Source organism: Peribacillus sp. Aquil_B1, assembly GCF_022603275.1.
Classification (GTDB): Bacteria; Bacillota; Bacilli; order Bacillales; family DSM-1321; genus Peribacillus.
Genome location: NZ_JAKXEE010000001.1, coordinates 1,666,473 through 1,685,665, shown reverse-complemented (window position 1 = coordinate 1,685,665; position 19,193 = coordinate 1,666,473). Strand labels below are relative to the sequence as shown.

Below are 19,193 nucleotides of genomic sequence, written 5' to 3'. Positions count from 1 at the left end.
TTCCCAGCCAAAAAATCGAATCGGATTCGAAATGATGATTTGCATAAAAAAAAGCAGCTAGTAAACTGCTTATCCATTAATCATGGCTTATTAGATGTCACGTACGTACCTGCTATGAAATCATGTATCGCTCTATGATCTTTTCTAATACCAACCATGAACGCACTGACAATAAATCCTATCCCAAATGTAATGGCATAAACCAAAGCAGCAACTAAATACCTCAATAGCATTGTGCCTATGCCTAATTTCTTTCCGTCCACCCGTACTATGCGTATTCCCATAATCCTTTTACCCACTGTATAGCCATACCATAATATCGGGACAAACAGCATGTAAAGAAAGTTGAAAAACGTTGAAAAGCTTTCATTTTCCCAATCACCGGTAATCAACCCGAAAATTATCGCTAATGGAAAAGACACTATTATGCCATCCAAAAATCCTGCAAAAAGACGTTTCCAAAAACCTACTGAATCGCTCATATATATCCTCCTGTTGTGTTAGTTACAGTTACCTATATTACCAATAATAAGGTTGGTGCGTAACGAGCCTTTATACCCATAGTGGTCTTTAACAAAAAAATAAAACCTACATAATGGGTGACAATTTATAAGCAAAATTAAAACTCTGTGTAATTTTTGCTAATAAACGTGTGTTTTTGCTAATCTGCCTTTAATTTTCATAAGAAATAAGATACAATTTAAATGATGCACAGTTTAAAACATACAAGATCGTAAACTGCTGTTTGTATGAATCAGCGTAAAACTAATGAAACAAAGTGTTGGACACGTTGAAACAAAAGTATTTTGGAGGAATGTAAATAAATGATTACAGTAAATAATGTTGGTTTACGTTATGGCGATCGTAAACTGTTTGAAGATGTTAATATAAAATTCACTCCTGGTAACTGCTATGGCCTGATTGGTGCGAATGGTGCGGGTAAATCGACTTTCTTAAAAATCCTTTCAGGTGAAATTGAAGCGCAATCCGGCGATGTCCATATGGGTCCTGGCGAACGCCTTGCCGTTCTAAAGCAAGATCACTTCGCTTATGAAGAGGAAGAAGTCCTTAAAGTTGTCATTATGGGACATGAAAGATTATATGAAGTCATGCAAGAAAAAGATGCCATCTATATGAAGGAAAACTTCACCGACGAAGACGGAATGAAAGCGGCCGAACTTGAAGGGGAATTTGCCGAATTAAACGGATGGGAAGCTGAACCTGAAGCTTCAATCCTCTTAAAAGGCCTTGGTATCGCGGAAGACCTGCATACAAAGAAAATGGCTGAATTGAACGGTGGCGACAAAGTTAAAGTATTGCTTGCCCAGGCATTATTCGGTAAACCGGATGTTCTTTTACTGGATGAGCCTACCAACCACTTGGACTTAAAAGCGATCAAATGGCTGGAAGAATTCCTAATCAACTTTGAAAACACTGTTATCGTAGTTTCCCATGACCGTTACTTCCTTAACAAAGTTTGTACACATATCGCGGATCTTGATTTCGGTAAAATCAAAGTTTATATCGGTAACTATGACTTCTGGTATGAATCAAGCCAGCTTGCCCTTAAACTGACTCAAGATGCCAATAAGAAAAAAGAAGAAAAAATCAAAGAGCTTCAAAATTTCATCGCGCGTTTCAGTGCCAATGCATCCAAATCGAGCCAGGCTACATCCCGTAAGAAATTATTGGACAAAATCAGCCTGGATGACATCGAGCCTTCTTCACGCCGCTATCCATATGTCGGCTTTACTCCTGAACGTGAAATCGGGAACGACCTGCTTCGTGTAGATGGAATCTCGAAAACGATCGATGGCGTAAAAATATTGGATAACGTCAGCTTCACGATGAATAAAGGCGACAAAATTGCATTTGTCGGTAAAGATGAAATTGCTAAAACAACCATGTTCAAAATCTTGGCAGGTGAAATTGAACCTGATAGCGGCTCATTCAAATGGGGAGTTACGACCTCTCAGGCATACTTCCCTAAGGATAATGCTGAATTCTTTGAAGGTGTCGATTTAAATCTTGTCGATTGGCTTCGTCAATACTCACCAAATGACCAGAGTGAAAGCTTCCTGCGCGGTTTCTTGGGAAGAATGTTATTCTCTGGCGATGAAGTCACGAAAAAGGCAAGTGTACTTTCTGGGGGCGAAAAAGTCCGTTGTATGCTTTCCAAAATGATGTTAAGCGGTTCGAACGTCCTGATGCTTGATGAACCTACTAACCATCTGGACTTAGAGTCGATTACGGCATTAAACAACGGCTTGATCAGCTTTAAAGGATCTATGATCTTCTCTTCACATGATCATCAGTTCATCCAAACTATAGCGAACCGGATCATTGAACTTACTCCAAAAGGTACAGTCGATAAGCAAATGAGTTATGATGAGTACCTTGAAAATGGCGAATTGCAAAAACAAGTGGCAGAAATGTACAAATAATGCTTTTATGAAAGCACATCCTTATTGGATGTGCTTTTTTCGTTCCTTATTCTTGCTACCTGCCTTTTTTTCATACCTTTAATGCATGGAAGGTATAAAAAACACGCTGCAATAAATATAATAATATTCCCTTAAAAGATGAGCACTGAATAAGTTCATGGATAAAAAGATATATTGGTAAGGAAGGAGTGAGTTAGAATTGGATGGTCATACAGTGAAAAATATTTTTGATGATACAGGATACCTTTTTTTATATGATAAATTCAGTTATCATTTTTATATATCCGGATTGTTCGATGCAGTGGAACAAGAAAAAGTAATCTCGGATTTTTTAAATTCTTATGGCTTCGATGATAAAAACCCTCTCTTTTTTGACGACTTTTCCTATTACTTTAATTGCTTTCATTATTCCCACCAAAAACAAAGGATGCTGAATTACTTGAAAACCGAGTATGACGAACATATTTGTTAAGTAGTATAAAAGGCCAGATAAACTGCCAAAACTATTCAAAAAAAGGTAAGAGTATCATTCTCCCTTACCTGAGACTATAGGCAAACTTGATGAAAATTGAGTTTGCCTACAGTTTTTTTATGGTTGGACGATTTAGATGTTGACTTCCACTCCAGGCACTCGCTTTCCGCGGGCGGTCCGGGAAGCCTCCTCGGCGCCTTTGCGCCTGCGGGGTCTCCCTGGACTCGCTTTTCCCGCAGGAGTCTCGCACCTTACGTTCCAATCAACTTTGGTTTAACTTTTAGATAGTAGTCTACAAACTGTAGCTCCCTTGTCTATATGATTGGACCCAGTTTTTTGCCTATACAATTTGGATATTGATTTCCGAATCCACTTTGTCTACATACTGAAGTAAGAGCCCCTTAAATTTCCCCCTGTTATTCTTCCTTGCTTGCTGCCATATTCATGTTCGCTTCGGCTCGCTTGATTCGCGATTTTTTCTCTGCATCGACGGTAGCTATATCGGCCTCCCTCTTCACCTGCGTAATCCTTGGCTTTCAGAGCGATTCAAGGTATCCATTTTTACCCCAACATCTTTAATTGAACGATACGATAATGGGTCCCATTTTAGCTAAGTCCTTCGATCCTACCCTCTGTACCTTCTAGGGGAATGTTTCACGGCTTTTATAAACTTCCTCGACTGTCTTATGTGAGAATTAAAGAATTTATATATGGTATATGGAGTATCCATTAAACCCAAGTGTTCCTGGGAGAATAAAACCTAAAATTGTATCATTTCCCGTAAGGTGTTAAGAACTAAGGCTCTTTTCAGAAAACCTAAGTTTCTTAACACCTTTTAGCTGAAGGATTTATGAGGATTTTCCTCAACTGTTGATTTTCAATAACCCATACATTTATCTATGTTCAGTTAATATGACAAAGATAAGTTTCAGTACATATAAGACAGTCTTAGCTTATAGAAATCGAGCTTTTTCTATGTCGAAAATTTGCTTAACGTTTGTTTTGGGCGAAATGTTGGTGGTACCCCTCTTAGTAAATGTCCATATTTGAAGAGTCAGTTCTTATAAAGGAATGTATGTGTACTCATATGAAAGGTATCTGCCAAGATGAGGTTCAATTAATCGGAACAAAATGTGTAACCTTCATATTCTTAAAGATCGCTTTGCCGCCCTCGGAGAAGAGAGTAATTCCTTTATCTTCAACATGAGGGAATATTAAGTTTGAATAAGCAACCTTTCCATCATCCACAAAAACTTCAATACTCGTTTTATCGACGAGAATCTTTAAATGAACCTTCTTCTTACTGGCATCAAATGGTGCAGTACTTTCAACGAACTGTTTCGTTTCGTCAGGTTGATCTGTGAATGCCCGATTGACATAAGAATAATTTCCTTCTGCAGAAATGCCTACGTCAACGTGGCGTTTTTGATCATCTGACTCCTTGAGCCTGAATCCTGCATTCTTAAAATCCGACCATGAAAGATCTGCCTCTATTTGATAGGCATCTCCTTTAACATCAAGTGTTTCCGAGCCATCCACTTCGATTTTATCAAAAGAATTCGTTGAGCTTGTCAATTCTTTTAATGCTTCTGAAGGCTGTGAAGAAAGATAATACTTGTTCACGCCTTCACGCTTTAGTTCAATTTGACGGACGATCGAATCCATTCCGTTAAACCCTTCTTTTAATGTCGGCGTATTGTCGGCGTAGGCCCAGTTATTCATCCAAGCGAGGGCATAGCGTTTGTCTAATTTGTCACTTGCCTTGCCATCTTCAAACGTTACTCCGCCATACCAATCGAAACCGTAGTCTAGCCATTGCGGTTCATTGTTATCTGGAAGAAATTCTGTTCCATTAAACGTTCCTGTCCAGTATGCATAGGTGTTTGGTTTCCCTGCTGCTTTTCCGTTTGCACTGACGCCCAGCACCCACTTTACTGTCCCATCATCAGCGCGGATCTGGTAAAGGTCAGGGCACTCTAAAACTCCAATGTTCTCAGTGGAAAAGCTGCTCGTATAGCGCCAATCTTTCAGGTTATCAGACTCATAAAAACCTATTTTCGATCCTTCGGCCATGGTCATGATCCATTTTTGATTCGTGTTATCCCAGATGATTTTTGGATCTCTAAAATCCTTCGTTCCTGGATTTTTCATAATAGGCTCGTCACTATAAGAGGTAAACGTATTTCCTTTGTCGGTACTGTACCATAGAAATTGTTCTTGTTTCTGGCCATCCTTAGAGGGTTGTGTTGCGATCGCCACAAAAGCGTCTTTCCCAAACCCAGCTGTATTTTCCTTGTCTACAACGACTGACCCTGTCCATGGATCCCCATTTGGATTCGTATATTTTGGAATGGCAATTCCTTCATCCTTCCAGTGAACCAAATCTTTAGAGGTGGCATGTCGCCATTCTGTGCCGTTGCCATCCGGGTAATCTCCATTATAGAGGTAAAAATAATGATAATTTCCTTCAAAGTAAACGGGCTTCTGTGGATCGTTTTTCCAATGATCAGGAGAAGTAAAATGATAGGCAGCCCGGTATGAGTGCTTTTCTACCTTATCTGCCGGATTAGCTTCTTTTGTTTTATAAAATGAATGAATCAAAATTCCTGTGCTAATAACCATCCATAATCCAAGAACGAATAATCCAACCATCTTATATTTCTTTTTATTCACTTAAACTCACCACTTTTCTCTTTTAAAATAGAAAAAAGAAAATGCCAAGTTTCCTGACATTTTCTTTTTCTTTTCACTGGTAACTACTTAACCGTAATCTGGCCTTGTTCAAGAATACTGTCTTTTACTACCGATGTTTTTTTCCCTTTAATGTTAAGCTGGAAGCTTGGGGCAAAGGTAGATTTATTGTCTTCAAAATAACCTCTGTTTGTCATGTAGCTAGTCACTACAACATTATCACTGTCAGCCTGCGGGATCGCATAGTGAGCATAGTTCCAAGTGATGTCATATGGATCTAGATCCTGATGCAGGACGATGCCCGTTTTATTTAATGGTTTATATGGGCCAGTTAAGGAATTAGACGTGTAGCCTAACATGTAAATATCTTGATTATCGATGCCATCAATGGTCATTTTTGATCCTCTTGAACTTGTGAATAAATACCACTTGCCGTCCTTTTTAAAGATGTTTGGACGTTCGATTTCATCTGTGACCGTATTTGAAACAATCAATGGCTTCATTTCTTTTTTCAATGTATAATCGTCGTTTATTTCAATAATTCCAATTGCACCGTTTGCAAGTTCAGCTAACTCTTTTTTAGGGCTTTGCATAAGTTTGCTTTTTTCATCCTGGAAGAATTTATTGCTGTTGCCATAGTAAGCGCTATTGTATAGCGATTCTTCGCCTTGGTAGCCATATTCTGTACCCGTATTTGCTTCAAATACAAGGTATTTGCGGCCGTTGTCTTCTACATAGTGAGGGTCTCTGAAGGTATGATTATCAGCGGAATTTCCGTCCTCTACAAATTTATTTACAGTTTGATAGTACTTGCTGTCTTTGCCTTCATAGATGGATTTGTAATCCTCAACACCATCCACTTTTAATGTTACAGAATCTGGCTCTGAAAGGTTTACTTGAGCAGTCGTTAAGGTTTGTTTCCCATAATTTCCTGACTCAGGTGTATACGGTTCACGGTTTGTATAGAATAAGCGAACTTCCCCGTCCTCAGTGAAGGTTGCAGAACCTGACCACTCTTCGGCTTGCTCTTTTAGGTACGGATCATTTGGAACGTTTTTATCATTGTCATCAAATACTCTTCCAGCATTCTTCCAAGCATCAAGGGAGTTGTCGCCCACTTTTTTGTAGAATATGTAGATGAACGTATCACTCGCGTTTTTAGGATCGCCTGCTAATCCAAAAACGATATGATATCCTTTGTACTCTGCAACAGTTCCATCAGCGTTTTGCAATGGCCATGTATCCCACACATCTAAAGCAATGGTTTCGCCTGATTCCGTTACTTTTTTGGCAGAAGGGATGTTTTTAATTGTGGATTCGTCAAACTTAGGAACGGCATATCTAGTATCACCGTGCTGATTAATCATATCTTTCATAGCTGAACGAGTGATTTGTGAAGTATCGTACGTTTCTTTGTAATCTGCCGGATCCTTTGAAGCTGCAAATGATTGGGTAACAGTACCGCTTAATAGAATGCCAGTACTGAGTATTCCTGCTGTTGCCTGTTTGGCAAGCCTGCTAAAGTTCATAAGTCTTCCTCCTCGATTTATGTATTTGCTAGTACAATAGAATTATAGGCGTTTTCTGAAAAGAGAGGTATGCCACATATTGATTGGAATTTAGTCGTATATTGATATCGCAATTGTAGAAGGCAAAAAAAGCCCCGGCAAGAGGCTATTCCTTCGAAAACCTCTCCCAGGACTTCTGATATTCATTGAGCAGCTGATTGCGGTTCAGCTGTTTTCCGACATAGAGCTGAGTAGCCGCTCCGAATTCTTCTCTAATTCCAACAGGGAAGTGAAACCAGTTAGATGGGACGGTGTTCCCTTCTTTGTAATTTCGAAGAGTTTCTTCTGCGAGCGGCCCTATATCATCAGTTTTAATGTTCTTAAACGCAGGAATGAATTTGAATTCTTCCGTCATAAACCGTTTTCCTTGTTCTGACGACACCATCCAATTTAAAAACTTCTTGGCTTCTTTTTTCTTTTCAGGAATGGACTGTTTATTTACGGCCCAATAATTTGGAACGCTGACGACAAGGGCTTCCTTTAAAGGTCGGTCATTAATCGGAATCGGCATAAAACCGATGTTCATGTCCGGCGCAGCTTGATCGATCATCGGCTGAATCCAGTTGCCTTGCTGAATGATGGCTGCTTTTTCGGAGGTAAACAGATTCACTTCCATTGAATAGTCCGTTGACAGCGGATTATCGTTTCCGTACTTTATGGTGAGATCGAGCAGGGCAAGGAGATCCTTAAATGTTTGATTGGTACTGATTTTTTCCGTTCCGTTATTTAAATTCCTTATAAAAGCATCAGTATCCTTCTGCTGGGCAAAAGCAACATTCATTAGATGGTCGCCCAATTTCCAGTCTTCATAGTAGCCTGTTGCAAAGGGAGTAATGCCTGCATTCTGCAACTTTTCGGCAGCTGCTGTCAGTTCAGAAAGAGTGGCGGGCTGTTCAGTAATGCCGGCTTGTTTAAATAGATCCTTATTATAGATAAAGCCATACCCTTCAAGGTTAACCGGCATTCCGTAAATTTTCCGGTCCAATGTGACCGGCGTCAGGGCTTCTTTGTATGCTTGATTAATCCAGGGCTCCCCTGAGAGATCCTCCAGATAGTTCCGCCACAGCTTGGCATTTTCATAGCCGCTGTTTGTAAAGATATCCGGACCAGTGCCGGTCGCCATTTCGGCTTTTAGGTCGGCGAGGTCATCCATTGCGCCTCCAACAGTATGTACCCTAATATTGACGTGGGGATTTTCCCGTTCATAAGCACGCGTCATTTCTTCAAATTGAGTGGAAATTTCCACTTTCGGATTCCTTAAATCCAGCGTGATTTTCCGCTCTGTCTTTTCCGTTTTTTCTGGTGGGGCTTCGTCCTGACATGCAGAAAGAGGCAGGCTGACGGCTCCGATTAATAAAAGGGATAAAAACCTGTTTTTCATCATGTCACCCCTTTAGATTCATGTTGATCGTTCTTGTTCCTGAACTCAAAAGGCGTCATGCCGACGACCTTTTTAAATAGCTTTGAAAAGTAGATTTCATCTTGATAGCCAAGCATGGTCGAGATGGAGTAAATGCTTTTGTCTTTTTGTTTCAGCCACGACTTTGCCTGGCTGATTCTAAGCTCCGTGATGTATTTGGACAGGGTCATTCCGGTTTCTTGCTTGTACTTTCTTGAGATATGCTCGCGGCTTAAAAAGAAAACATTCGACAGCTTTTCCAGACTCAAATCCTCCATATAATACATGTCAACATAGGAAACCATGTCTTCCATGCGGCGAGCGGCATCTATTTCATCCAGACGATGGATGGATCGGAAGTTTTGTTCCTCGAGCTTTTTCTGCAGAGCCTGAAACGAGGTCCTGATATCCGATAAAGTTTCGACCTGCTCTTCAGTTACAAGCCTTACAGGGATATCGAACTCCTGGCTGATCCATTCCTCAACGGAGAGCCATTGATCGCGAATGGTGATAACAAGGCAGAGGTTAAGATCCGTCTGCAGGTAAAACGCATTTCCTAATTTGCGGTCCGTAAGCTCATCTGAAAGCTTTTGGATATAGAAATCCGGATTGTGCATCTGGTAAAAGGAGAGCAGTGTCAGCTGATAGCCCTCCGATTCAGGAAGAAACTCGGCAAGGCTGATTGAGTCTGAACGTTCCCCCAGACATATCGCAGTGGCTAACTGGTTTCTCCGCAGTTTTTTCACATCTTCCAGCACTTCAGCATGTTCAAAGTCATCCTTCCGGGCTTTTACCGATTTTTCCAGTGTATGATTGAACGCTTCATACTCTATCGGCTTCAGCAGGTAATCAAAGCTGCTGTGCTGAATGGCTTTCCGCATATAGGAATAATCGTTATATCCAGTAATGAAAATAACTTTGCCCGGATAGGAAATGGAATCCAGCCACTCAATCAGTTTGATTCCGTCCATACCGGGCATTTTCACGTCTGTAAAGATAATCTCCGGGCGTTCTTTCTCAATCAGTGATTTTGCCTCATGGCCATTTTTAGCCTCCAATAGCTTGGTGATGCCGTAAGTTTCCCACTGGCCTAAATGGCGTATGACGTCCCGCACATTGAATTCATCATCAACAATCAGTGCTTTCACCGTTTTGATCTCCTTTCCTGAAGTAAGTCTTTATCATTCCCAAGGGCGGTCTTTATCGGGATCCTCATGCTGACGGAAACTCCCTGTCCGTCATTCGAATCTACTTTCATTTCTGCACTTGGTCCATACCCTAGAAGCAGCCTGTCACGAATATTCTTCAGGCCTATATGTTCATTCGAATAGTTCCCTTCGTAAGGGGGTGTATAGATATGTTCCCGTAGAGTATGAAGCTCTTCTTCCGTCAGACCCGGTCCATCATTCTCTACAGTAAAGCACAGATCGTTTCCTTGTTTTTCCCCGTTAATGGACAAATGAGCGTTGCTGTAACCTTCCTCATACGTGTGTTTGAAGAAATTCTCTGCTAGGGGCTGCAGAATCATACTTGGAATAGTCATGTCCAAAATGGACTCATCGATATTGACCGAGTAACTTACATTTTCACCAAAACGCTCTGTTTGAAGGGAGAGGTACGCTTTTGTATACTCAGCTTCATCCCGAACTAGTACCCATTGGTCTGCCTGCATTGAGTAGCGCATCATTTTGGACAGCGAAGTCAGCAATTGATAGACCTTTGGTCCATTTGACCTGAGGGCGACAGCGCCGATTGATTGTAATGCGTTAAACAAAAAATGAGGATTAACCTGTGATTTTAACGCCCTGAACTGGTTCTTCCTGTTTTCAATTTCAAGCTTATATTCACGGTCAATGTGGGAATTGATCCGGTTCATCATGTCCTTCATGTGTGACTCCAAATGGCCAATTTCATCGCTTTTGGTATCATCAAAAGGGACATTCATATTTCCGCCTTCAATGGAGCGGACTTTGCTGCTCAGCCTCGTAATGGGACGGGTAATCCTATTTGAGATAATGCCTATCATCAGCAAACCCAGTATTCCTACGCCGATGCCGACAAGGATATTGGTATAGGCGGTTTTCCTGACATCTTCATATAAAGCCTGACTCGACATGATCTTAATCAATTTCCATCCGTTCAGTGACCCTGATAACTCCTTTGATAAGAGGATATCGTCATCATGCCGGCTCCTATTCCCATCAAGACGTTGCTTTTCATCGGTAGGAAGAGGTTTTCCAATCAGTGCATGATCATTTGCATACATGACGCGATCTTTTGAATCAATAAGCAAAACAGAAGATGCGTCTCCCTGGACAAGGTTATTGCAAATGCTGGCATACTCGCCCAAATCAATGTCGATTGTAATCATCCCAAGAAACTTTTTAGAAAGAACGTCCATAATTTTGTGGTGAAAAGTCATCACCATCGTTTTGTCCGATTTTGGAACAATGGCTGCATTATTGTAATTCTCAAGAGGATGGGGCGGCTCAATCAAATATTGTGAGTCAGATGCATACAGCTGTTTGATTGGGTTCTGTTTCAGAAAATTCGGCTGGTACCTGTGTGTGCTGATCATTGCATTATAGACAGTAAATGACTCATTGTTTTTAGCAATATAGAAACGGATTTGCCGGAATTCGTTTCTCATTAGATAAAAGGTTTCGAGACTCTTTTCCATAGTCATAGGGCTGAAATAAATGGAGTCTTCGAAGCCGTTATTAAAAATCCGAAACAGATCAGGGTTGCGGTACAGAATATATGGAATATCAATCATGCCGTCAAAATACTGCTCCAGTTCATCAGCATTCTTCTGAAGCTGCTCCCGGCTGTTTTCAAGTTCATACTGCTCCACACTGTTTTTTGTATAAGTGTAGATGAAAAAAACGGACAGGAAATAGGGAAGAACGATGAAAATCAGCAGCATGATCAATAAACGGCTTTGTATGCTTTTCACAGGGGGCACCCCCTTTCGCAGAAGGCTCTTTTTTTAGTCTGATCTTATCTTCACAATTTAGCATCCTAAAACTATATCAAATCAAAAATCCAAGTCAATCATGCTTAAGTAGGATTCGTGTAAGTCATGTATCGTTATATTTCGCAGTTCAGGCTTATATTATGTCCCAATCTGCGCTGCGCCAGAGATTTGAAGCTGATAAGGCAAAAAAAAAGCTGAAGACATCTTCAGCTTTTACAAAAATCGTGCTTTTTCTCCTACTTATTCATCAAAAAATACATAAAATAAGGAGCTCCTATTAAAGAGATCATAATCCCCGCAGGTATGCCTTCGAGTTCAAGTATGTTTCTTCCGATGGTATCTGCCAGATGCAGCAGCCAGCCGCGGATCAGAATCACTACCGGCAGTAAGAGATGATTTCGAGCTCCGACCAGAGCTCTTGCAAAGTGCGGAGCCCTGAGCCCGACGAAGGCGATGCCTCCTGTGACAGAGACAGCTGCTACTGCAAGCGCAACCGCTGTAAGCAGCAGGATTGCCCTTTCTTTTTCACCCTAACACCTAACCCTGTCGGCACAGATTTGACTGGCTGCATTCCCGCAGTCCGTCTTCGTAATTGTCACAAGGGTGGTAATTCGATGGCTTCAGAAGGTAATTCGAAACCAATAAAGTTCCGACTTAGATTTATAGTAGCCTGCCCTGTTCCTCCTGAACCATAAAACAAACCAATAATGTTTCACCTTCATTGGTTATAGTTACGAGAATGAATTAATTAACTCAGTAACTATATTAAGGCAAATTTATCTTCCATTTACATTAACTTAGATGATATTCGTCAAAATATGATGAATTATGAAAAGGATATGTCTGAACTATATTAGTATGGGGAACGGCTGTAGGCTTTTATACAAAGTATAAATTTCCTACAAGTATACATTTGAATATCGAAGATTCTATTAACTATAGGAGTGATTGTTAGTTTAAATAAAAGGCTCTTTTCGTAAAGATTGTTGTTTTTAACACTAAACTATTTAAGGTTGATTGGAGCGGAAGTGCGAGACTCCTACGGGAGCAGCGGGACAGGTGAGACCCCACGAGGAGGCTCACCGCCCGCCCCGCGGAAAGCGAGCATCTGGAGGGGAAATCAACCACACCGCACTACTTGGTAAAATAGCAGTAAATAGCAACAAAGTATGCGAAAACAGCCAAATAAAATAAATAAACATTCACATAAATATAACTTTAAAACGAATGAATGATTTAAGGTAGGATAGAATTGATAAACAGTTGATAGAGAGACTGAAAGAAGAAAAAGTAATTTACTCTTTCAGTTAAAGCACGGTCTCGATGCAAGGACAAAAATGGGAAATAAATACAGAAGTAAGCCTTTGTCACTTTGGACAAAGACTCCTTTTTGCAAGAGTTTCTTCTATTGTAACTAGGAAGGTATTAGACTGTGTTTTTCTTTAGAAATATATTTTTAACAATTAAGATCAAGTATATCTCGGGATGCCCTAGATTCTGCTAAAACTCTAAAACTGTAAAGTGCACAGCTAACTTGTTTATTAGCAGAACCCCTAAAATGCAATTCCGGTTAACATAAAGGGTATTGAAAAGTACAGAAATATCCAATCAATCCCTGATATCAGTGTAATAATAATTGCACGATTCATTTATTCGAAAAGTGTCTTCTAGCAAACACTCTACTTCTGCCTCATATTAAGGGTTTTCCTCAACCTTATAAAAAGAAAGACTGCTCTCCTCCTTCTCATTTGAAATAGGATCGTCATTACTTTATTAATCTTTTAAAAATGTTAGTAACGCTTCATTAAATTCTTTTGGGTGAGTTGCGTTTAATCCATGCGGACCACCCTTTATTAGAGCGAGCTTACTACCAGGAATGGAATCATATGTACGTTTTCCACTTAACTCAAAAGGTACAGTTGCATCAGAGTCACCGTGAATAATAAGAGTAGGTATATTGAACTTTTCCAAGTCCTTTCTAAAGTCTGTCTTACTAAAGGCCGTTATACAATCGAGCGTTCCCTTAGGTGAGGCACTAGCTGCAATATCCCGATTATATAAACGGAAAGGCTCACTAACTAAATCTGTTTGATTACCTGCCGCGAAAAACCCCTTCGTAAATTTGTCAAGAAATGCAAGGCGGTCATTTATCACGCCACTTTTGAACTCTTCAATTGTTGCATCATCTAATGCTCCTTCAGGATTATCCTCTGATTTGAATAAATAAGGAGGAACTGCTCCAGCAAAAACAGCCTTTTCAATACGATCTGTTCCATACGTACTAATGTATCGAGCTACTTCACCTCCACCCATAGAAAAACCAACAAGTGTAACATTTTGAAGATCTAAATGTTCTAACAGTTTATGTAAATCGGAAGCAAATGTCTCATATTCATATCCTTCCCACGGCTGGGATGATTTTCCGAATCCTCGACGATCATATGTTATGACTCTGTAACCTGCTTCAATAAGAGCTGGCACCTGATATTCCCAAGAGCGTCCACTTAAAGGCCAACCATGTATTAAGACAACGGGTTTCCCTGAGCCATGGTCCTCATAATAAAGTTCAATTGGAGCATGATTTTCATTACCTACAGTAAATTTTGCCATATAAATTTCCTCCCATGAATATTCATTATTAAACCTATATTCTTGCTTCTTTAAACAAAAAACTCTTTACTCCAAAACATTTAAAATATTTTTTTGCAAAATGTTTATAGAATTATTATATTCCCTACTATCTAAATTGTAAAATTATTCAAAAAATATCAAATCAATTAATATTATTAGATTACAATTTATTTGTTTAATCTAAGATGTGTAAATTATTGAAAATATTGAAGAACTTAAACTGAAAAATCGAATTAGAGATTTCTAAGCAACTCCAATTGGGGTACCTCCAATTAAGTTAGAATTCAAAATCACAGCCCTCCCTAAAACATCAAGGCTTATTTATCGAATTCACTCTGCAAATTTTAAGTTATTCCCCAAAAAAATAATTTGTTTTTCCAAAGTTTAAATGACCCTACGATAACAGTGAGCCGCAGCTTGAACACTATGATAATGAGTCCAACTTACAGTCGAGGAAGTTTATAAAAAACGTGAAAAATTTCCCAGAAGGTACAGAGGTTAGCCTCGCAGGACTTAGCTAGCAATAAAAGCTAAAATTGTGTCTTAAAAAAATTTTATGTATCAATAACTATTCTACCATCCATAGGACTTCTTAGTATCATAACCTATTGTTAGAACTAGAAAAGCCAGTCTCTTCAAAAAAGAACTGGCAACTTTCTCTATTACATTCTTTTTGCTCCTACATATCTTTTCTTCCAATAACTATTATCCATGGAGGAAATGCTTACACCGTTTGATGAGGAGCTGTGTATGAATTGATTGCCACCTATATAAATACCAGCATGTGAGGCACCAGGTTTATAGGTTTCATAAAAGACCAGATCTCCAGCTTGTGGTTTGGACACCTTTGTCCCCTTTTTATAAATTTCCGATACCGTTCTTGGTAATGTGACATTTGCGCCTTTATCAAAAGCATATTTTAGGAATCCGCTGCAATCAAAACCTTTTGGTGTAGTTCCACCCCATACATACCGTACATTCAAATGTTTCTTTGCTTCCTTCACTATCGCAGTAGATTTATTGCTTGGTTTATTTACATTAGCTACGTTGGAGGTTTTCTTTTTTACTCCCAAAGCCTTATATGTATTCGGACCGACAATACCATCAGCTTTTAAACCTTTACTTTTTTGGAACTTTACGACTGCACTTTTAGTAACGGTCCCAAAATATTTAGTTGTATTATTACTCTTAAAATATTGTTTTTTCTTTAGAACCTCTTGTAATTGTTTTACTTCTGTATGTGTCATTCCACTTTTTAATGTACGATCGCCCAATGCAGCATTACCAACCAACGGATTTGATAGTAACAATCCAGAAACAACAAAAGATGCTATGATTTTTTTCATTTTCTCCCCCGATTAAATCTCTTTTTTATCATTTTATCATCTTTAAGTGACACACATATTTACCTAATTTTACATTATTATTACAAATGCATACATAAAGTGAGTATAAAATACAAAATAACCAAAATATTGCTCGCGCTTTCGAAAGGTAGTAATTAAGAGTAAATTCCTTGCTTTTTATAGTAGTAACCATCGGGTTTGGATAACCTCCTCGTACTGTGATATATTCTCCACTCCTTACATTTTATTTTTTTCACTAGTTACAAATCCTTGAGCTTAATAAATACATCGAAGTTATGACTTTAATTTGGGATATTCCATTTAAGTAAAATAAACATCCTCTTACCCTTAAATTAGGTGGTGTCTAACAAAGGCTTATCGCTCACGACTATAACTGCCTGAATATTTTTCGTGATGCCATTCCATTCTTGTAGAATTCCTGCCTTGTTTCGTACAAAACAATCGAGTGAATGATTTGTCGGGAACAATCGTTAATTTTTTTTGAGGGATAGGAAAAGCACCTCCTTTGATACAAGGATCGTATCAGGAGGTGCTACGTATTGAATATGTGCTGTTTAAATGTGGGCTTACCTTTAACAGTAGTGTACGAACTATCCAACTGTTTACGCTTAAAGATATAAGTTATCCTCTATCCTCCAAAACACAGTTCGAGTAAGTGGCTAACTCTTATTCAGCGGGAATCCCACCCGATAATGTAACGGCCTATGCTCGATCGCTCTGACAGGCACCTGATGCCGATTCTAACTAACAGCCGAATCGATGTGAAATTATCGAAACCAAATCCACCTATTCAACACTTTAACACACTAACTGGAAACATCAGCTGAGTGGGGTCCTGACCTCAATTTTGTATTTTGTTTGGGAAGTATAATTTTCACCTGCTAAAAGAAGAATATCTCCAAAATCTTCAAACTCAATCGCTCCTGGAGCAGCTTGGGTTTCAAACGTGATTCCGCCGTGTTGAATTAATTTTTCTCCGTGCATAAGTGGCACACCTTTCACAAAGTTTGCCGTGTAAATGACAACCGCGGGCTCTTCTGTGTATACCTCGACTGTTATTTTCTGGTCAGGACTAATTAATTTGGCTGCAGTTTGATGAAGTCCTGAGCACGTAAGGAAGAATGGATGGTCGATTCCTTGAACCTTATTAACTTCTGCATCAATGGTTTCAAAGGTTGATTTTAATTTCTTCGGGGTTCGAAAATCATAAGGCGTGCCAATTGTGCTTCGCTTTTCCCCAGTTACCGTGGTATCGTCATTTACTGGTGCAAATTCTTCAGAAAAGATTTGTAAGAAATGATCATCGATTGGATTGCTGGGATGCCCTGTTAAGTTAAAATAGACGTGATTGGTCGGATTGAAAATTGTGTCTTTATCACTATTTGCTTGATAGCTCACTGACCAAATATTTAAGTTGTCTAATGTATAAGTCACACTTACTTTCAAATTCCCCGGAAAACCATTTTCTCCATCAGGTGAGTGGGTTGAAAAGATGATCGATGCACTTTCATCCGTCTCCTTCACTTCATAATCCCAGATTTTTTCATCGAATCCAGGGCTGCCACCGTGTAATGTATTCCCTAATTGATTTACAGATGTTTGGTAACGTGATTCACCAATTGAAAATTCGCCATTTTTTATTCTTCCAGCGACTCTTCCTATTGTTGCTCCATAATATGTTTCTTTTTTGTATTTTTCAATCGAGTCAAATCCCAATACGATATTATTACGACCGGTTTCCGTTAGGACGAACAGATTGACGATTCTTGCACCAAAGTTTGTAACTTCCATTCTTACTCCATGATCATTTTCTAAAGTAAACAGCAAGGCTTCATTTCCAAACGAGCTTTGTGATGCTTTCATTTTTTCGGCTCCTTCCCTATTAAAATAAAAGTTAAAAACCATGAATTGCACAAAAAGTTCAGCAAACATTTTTAATCGTTGAAAAGCCGAAGTAGCAACTTCGGCCTTAAGACAGGGAATCATATGAGTAAATCAACATGTTCATGATCTGTATGTGTAGATGATAAATACAGAAGTATTTTCCCTTATGACCCCCTGATTAAAAATGCATGCTTAGCTTCTTTGAATTCTGCTCCAAATCTCATAGGTCTAAATTAAGCACTTTTCCCCTTAGTTTGTCTACTTTCTCCAATTTTCTCGATTTCCTCCAAGGTATGACCTCGAGTTTCAGGAACGCATGTCCGGATAAATAAAACACCAAGTAAACAAATAGCACCAAAGATTGCAAAAACAGCTTCTTGAGACATTGAAGCGGTCATGATTGGAAATAGCAATCCAACCAAGAAAGAACCTATCCAGTTAAATGATGAAGCTAATCCTGACGCACGCCCGCGAATTACCAGCGGGAAAATTTCTCCAACTATGACCCAAGTTAAGGGCGCCCACGTGAATGAATAAAGCGCTACATAGATACTTAAAAAAACAACCATCATCATCGGATTTGCATTAGGAATTAATAAATTCAATATTGCCGGCAAAATAAAGGATAGCCCCATAATAGTTCCGCCTATTGTTAATAAAGTACGGCGATTAAATTTATCAGCAATCATAAGGAATATTAATGAACCTAGTACGAGAATAACCCCTTGAATAATTGGCCACATCAATACTGAGCTGGCTTCATGCCCTGTTGCTTTTTCCACAATCATAGGAATATAATAAAAAATTGCGTTTGCGCCCTGGAATTGTTGAAACGCAGCAACACCTACACCCGCAATTACTAAATAACGGTATTTATTACTTAAAAGTGTACCCCATGATGCTTTTTGATTTACCTTAGCTTCCTCTTTAACAGTTTCTTGAATTTGTGTTATTTCGGAATCAATTTGTTCTTTGTTAGAGCGAATAAAGCCCAACACCTTACGAGCTTCATCAATTTTATTGTTCTTAATTAAAAAACGTGGTGATTCGGGTAACCTTGACACTCCAATAAATAAGATCAAAGCAGGTACGGCAGCCAAACTAAGCATCAACCGCCATGCCATTGTTCCTGGTAAGTCTTTCAATAAATAAGCGACAATGTACGAAAGCAACATTCCAGAGACAATCATTGTTTGATTAATTCCTGACAGACGTCCACGTAACCGTGCAGGCGCCATTTCCGACATATAGGCAGGGACCAACGCAGAAGCAGCACCAACAGCCAACCCTAATAAAATCCGAGCAACGATCATAAAAAGGATCCCGTTATGAGGGGATATTCCTGCCAAAATGGATCCTACAGCAAAAATGATAGAAGATATTAAAATCATTTTGCGCCGTCCTAAACGATCAGAAAGTTGTCCGGCCAGGGCACCTCCAAAAATAGCTCCAAACATCAACGAAGAGGTAATCCAGCCAATAGCACCAGGGTTGTTTTGAAGGTTCCAATCATGTTGCAGAAAAGGCAAAGCACCCGTCATAACGCCGATATCATAACCGAAGAGAATGCCTCCAAAAGCCCCAAAAAAATAAATGAATCCACTTGAGATTTTCTTTCCATTAACCATAAAAATTCCCTCCTCAAGGTTTTAAAATTATTTTTTTAAAAAATCCCACTACTAAAAATATTGATAGCTTTGAAAGAAAATATTACTAGTGTTTTCAACCTACAAATACATGCTAGTAGATTCATCCTAAAA

General features: G+C 39.3%; 12 protein-coding genes and 2 pseudogenes. 2 read left to right on the top strand and 12 right to left on the bottom strand.

Annotated elements, in window-relative coordinates; translation table 11 throughout:
* Positions 1-80 precede the first annotated feature (80 nt).
* The gene (locus MPH60_RS08405; RefSeq protein ID WP_241591032.1) at positions 81-482 is read right to left on the bottom strand and encodes an RDD family protein; all 402 of its coding nucleotides are present in this window, start codon (positions 480-482) and stop codon (positions 81-83) included.
* Positions 483-824: 342 nt separating this feature from the next.
* Between MPH60_RS08405 and MPH60_RS08400 the strand changes: the two genes are divergently transcribed.
* Together MPH60_RS08400 and MPH60_RS08395 are read left to right on the top strand one after the other, a co-directional pair.
* On the top strand, positions 825-2,444 hold the full coding sequence (locus MPH60_RS08400) for an ABC-F family ATP-binding cassette domain-containing protein (RefSeq protein ID WP_241591034.1): 1,620 nt from the start codon (positions 825-827) through the stop codon (positions 2,442-2,444).
* Positions 2,445-2,643: 199 nt separating this feature from the next.
* On the top strand, positions 2,644-2,916 hold the full coding sequence (locus MPH60_RS08395) for a hypothetical protein (RefSeq protein ID WP_241591035.1): 273 nt from the start codon (positions 2,644-2,646) through the stop codon (positions 2,914-2,916).
* Between the two features lie 419 nt (positions 2,917-3,335).
* Here MPH60_RS08395 and MPH60_RS08390 read toward each other — a convergent pair.
* The 11 genes and pseudogenes from MPH60_RS08390 to MPH60_RS08340 form a co-directional block, all read right to left on the bottom strand.
* Positions 3,336-3,599, bottom strand: a pseudogene (locus MPH60_RS08390) (flotillin family protein); the annotation flags it as partial.
* A gap of 430 nt (positions 3,600-4,029) precedes the next feature.
* Positions 4,030-5,568 (bottom strand): glycoside hydrolase family 32 protein, encoded by a 1,539-nt coding sequence (locus MPH60_RS08385; RefSeq protein WP_241615842.1) that lies wholly within the window; start codon positions 5,566-5,568, stop codon positions 4,030-4,032.
* Positions 5,569-5,672: 104 nt separating this feature from the next.
* Positions 5,673-7,136 (bottom strand): glycoside hydrolase family 68 protein, encoded by a 1,464-nt coding sequence (locus MPH60_RS08380; RefSeq protein ID WP_241593670.1) that lies wholly within the window; start codon positions 7,134-7,136, stop codon positions 5,673-5,675.
* 145 nt (positions 7,137-7,281) lie between these two features.
* Positions 7,282-8,559, bottom strand: coding sequence for an ABC transporter substrate-binding protein (locus MPH60_RS08375; RefSeq protein WP_336275663.1), 1,278 nt, complete (start codon positions 8,557-8,559; stop codon positions 7,282-7,284).
* Positions 8,556-9,722, bottom strand: coding sequence for a response regulator (locus tag MPH60_RS08370; RefSeq protein WP_241593672.1), 1,167 nt, complete (start codon positions 9,720-9,722; stop codon positions 8,556-8,558). The genes MPH60_RS08375 and MPH60_RS08370 overlap by 4 nt, the downstream gene beginning before the upstream one ends.
* The gene (locus MPH60_RS08365; protein WP_241593673.1) at positions 9,719-11,530 is read right to left on the bottom strand and encodes a sensor histidine kinase; all 1,812 of its coding nucleotides are present in this window, start codon (positions 11,528-11,530) and stop codon (positions 9,719-9,721) included. The genes MPH60_RS08370 and MPH60_RS08365 overlap by 4 nt, the downstream gene beginning before the upstream one ends.
* Positions 11,531-11,787: 257 nt before the next feature.
* Positions 11,788-12,078, bottom strand: a pseudogene (locus MPH60_RS08360) (iron chelate uptake ABC transporter family permease subunit); the annotation flags it as partial.
* A 1,246-nt stretch (positions 12,079-13,324) separates the two neighbouring features.
* On the bottom strand, positions 13,325-14,161 hold the full coding sequence (locus tag MPH60_RS08355; RefSeq protein ID WP_241593674.1) for an alpha/beta fold hydrolase: 837 nt from the start codon (positions 14,159-14,161) through the stop codon (positions 13,325-13,327).
* A gap of 683 nt (positions 14,162-14,844) precedes the next feature.
* Positions 14,845-15,528 carry a C40 family peptidase gene (locus tag MPH60_RS08350; protein ID WP_241593675.1) on the bottom strand — a complete coding sequence of 228 codons (684 nt, stop codon included), beginning with the start codon at positions 15,526-15,528 and terminating at the stop codon, positions 14,845-14,847.
* 840 nt (positions 15,529-16,368) lie between these two features.
* Positions 16,369-17,412, bottom strand: a complete 1,044-nt coding sequence (locus tag MPH60_RS08345; RefSeq protein WP_241593676.1) for an aldose epimerase family protein — start codon at positions 17,410-17,412, stop codon at positions 16,369-16,371.
* A gap of 254 nt (positions 17,413-17,666) precedes the next feature.
* Positions 17,667-19,061 carry a sugar porter family MFS transporter gene (locus tag MPH60_RS08340; protein ID WP_241593677.1) on the bottom strand — a complete coding sequence of 465 codons (1,395 nt, stop codon included), beginning with the start codon at positions 19,059-19,061 and terminating at the stop codon, positions 17,667-17,669.
* Positions 19,062-19,193: the final 132 nt, after the last annotated feature.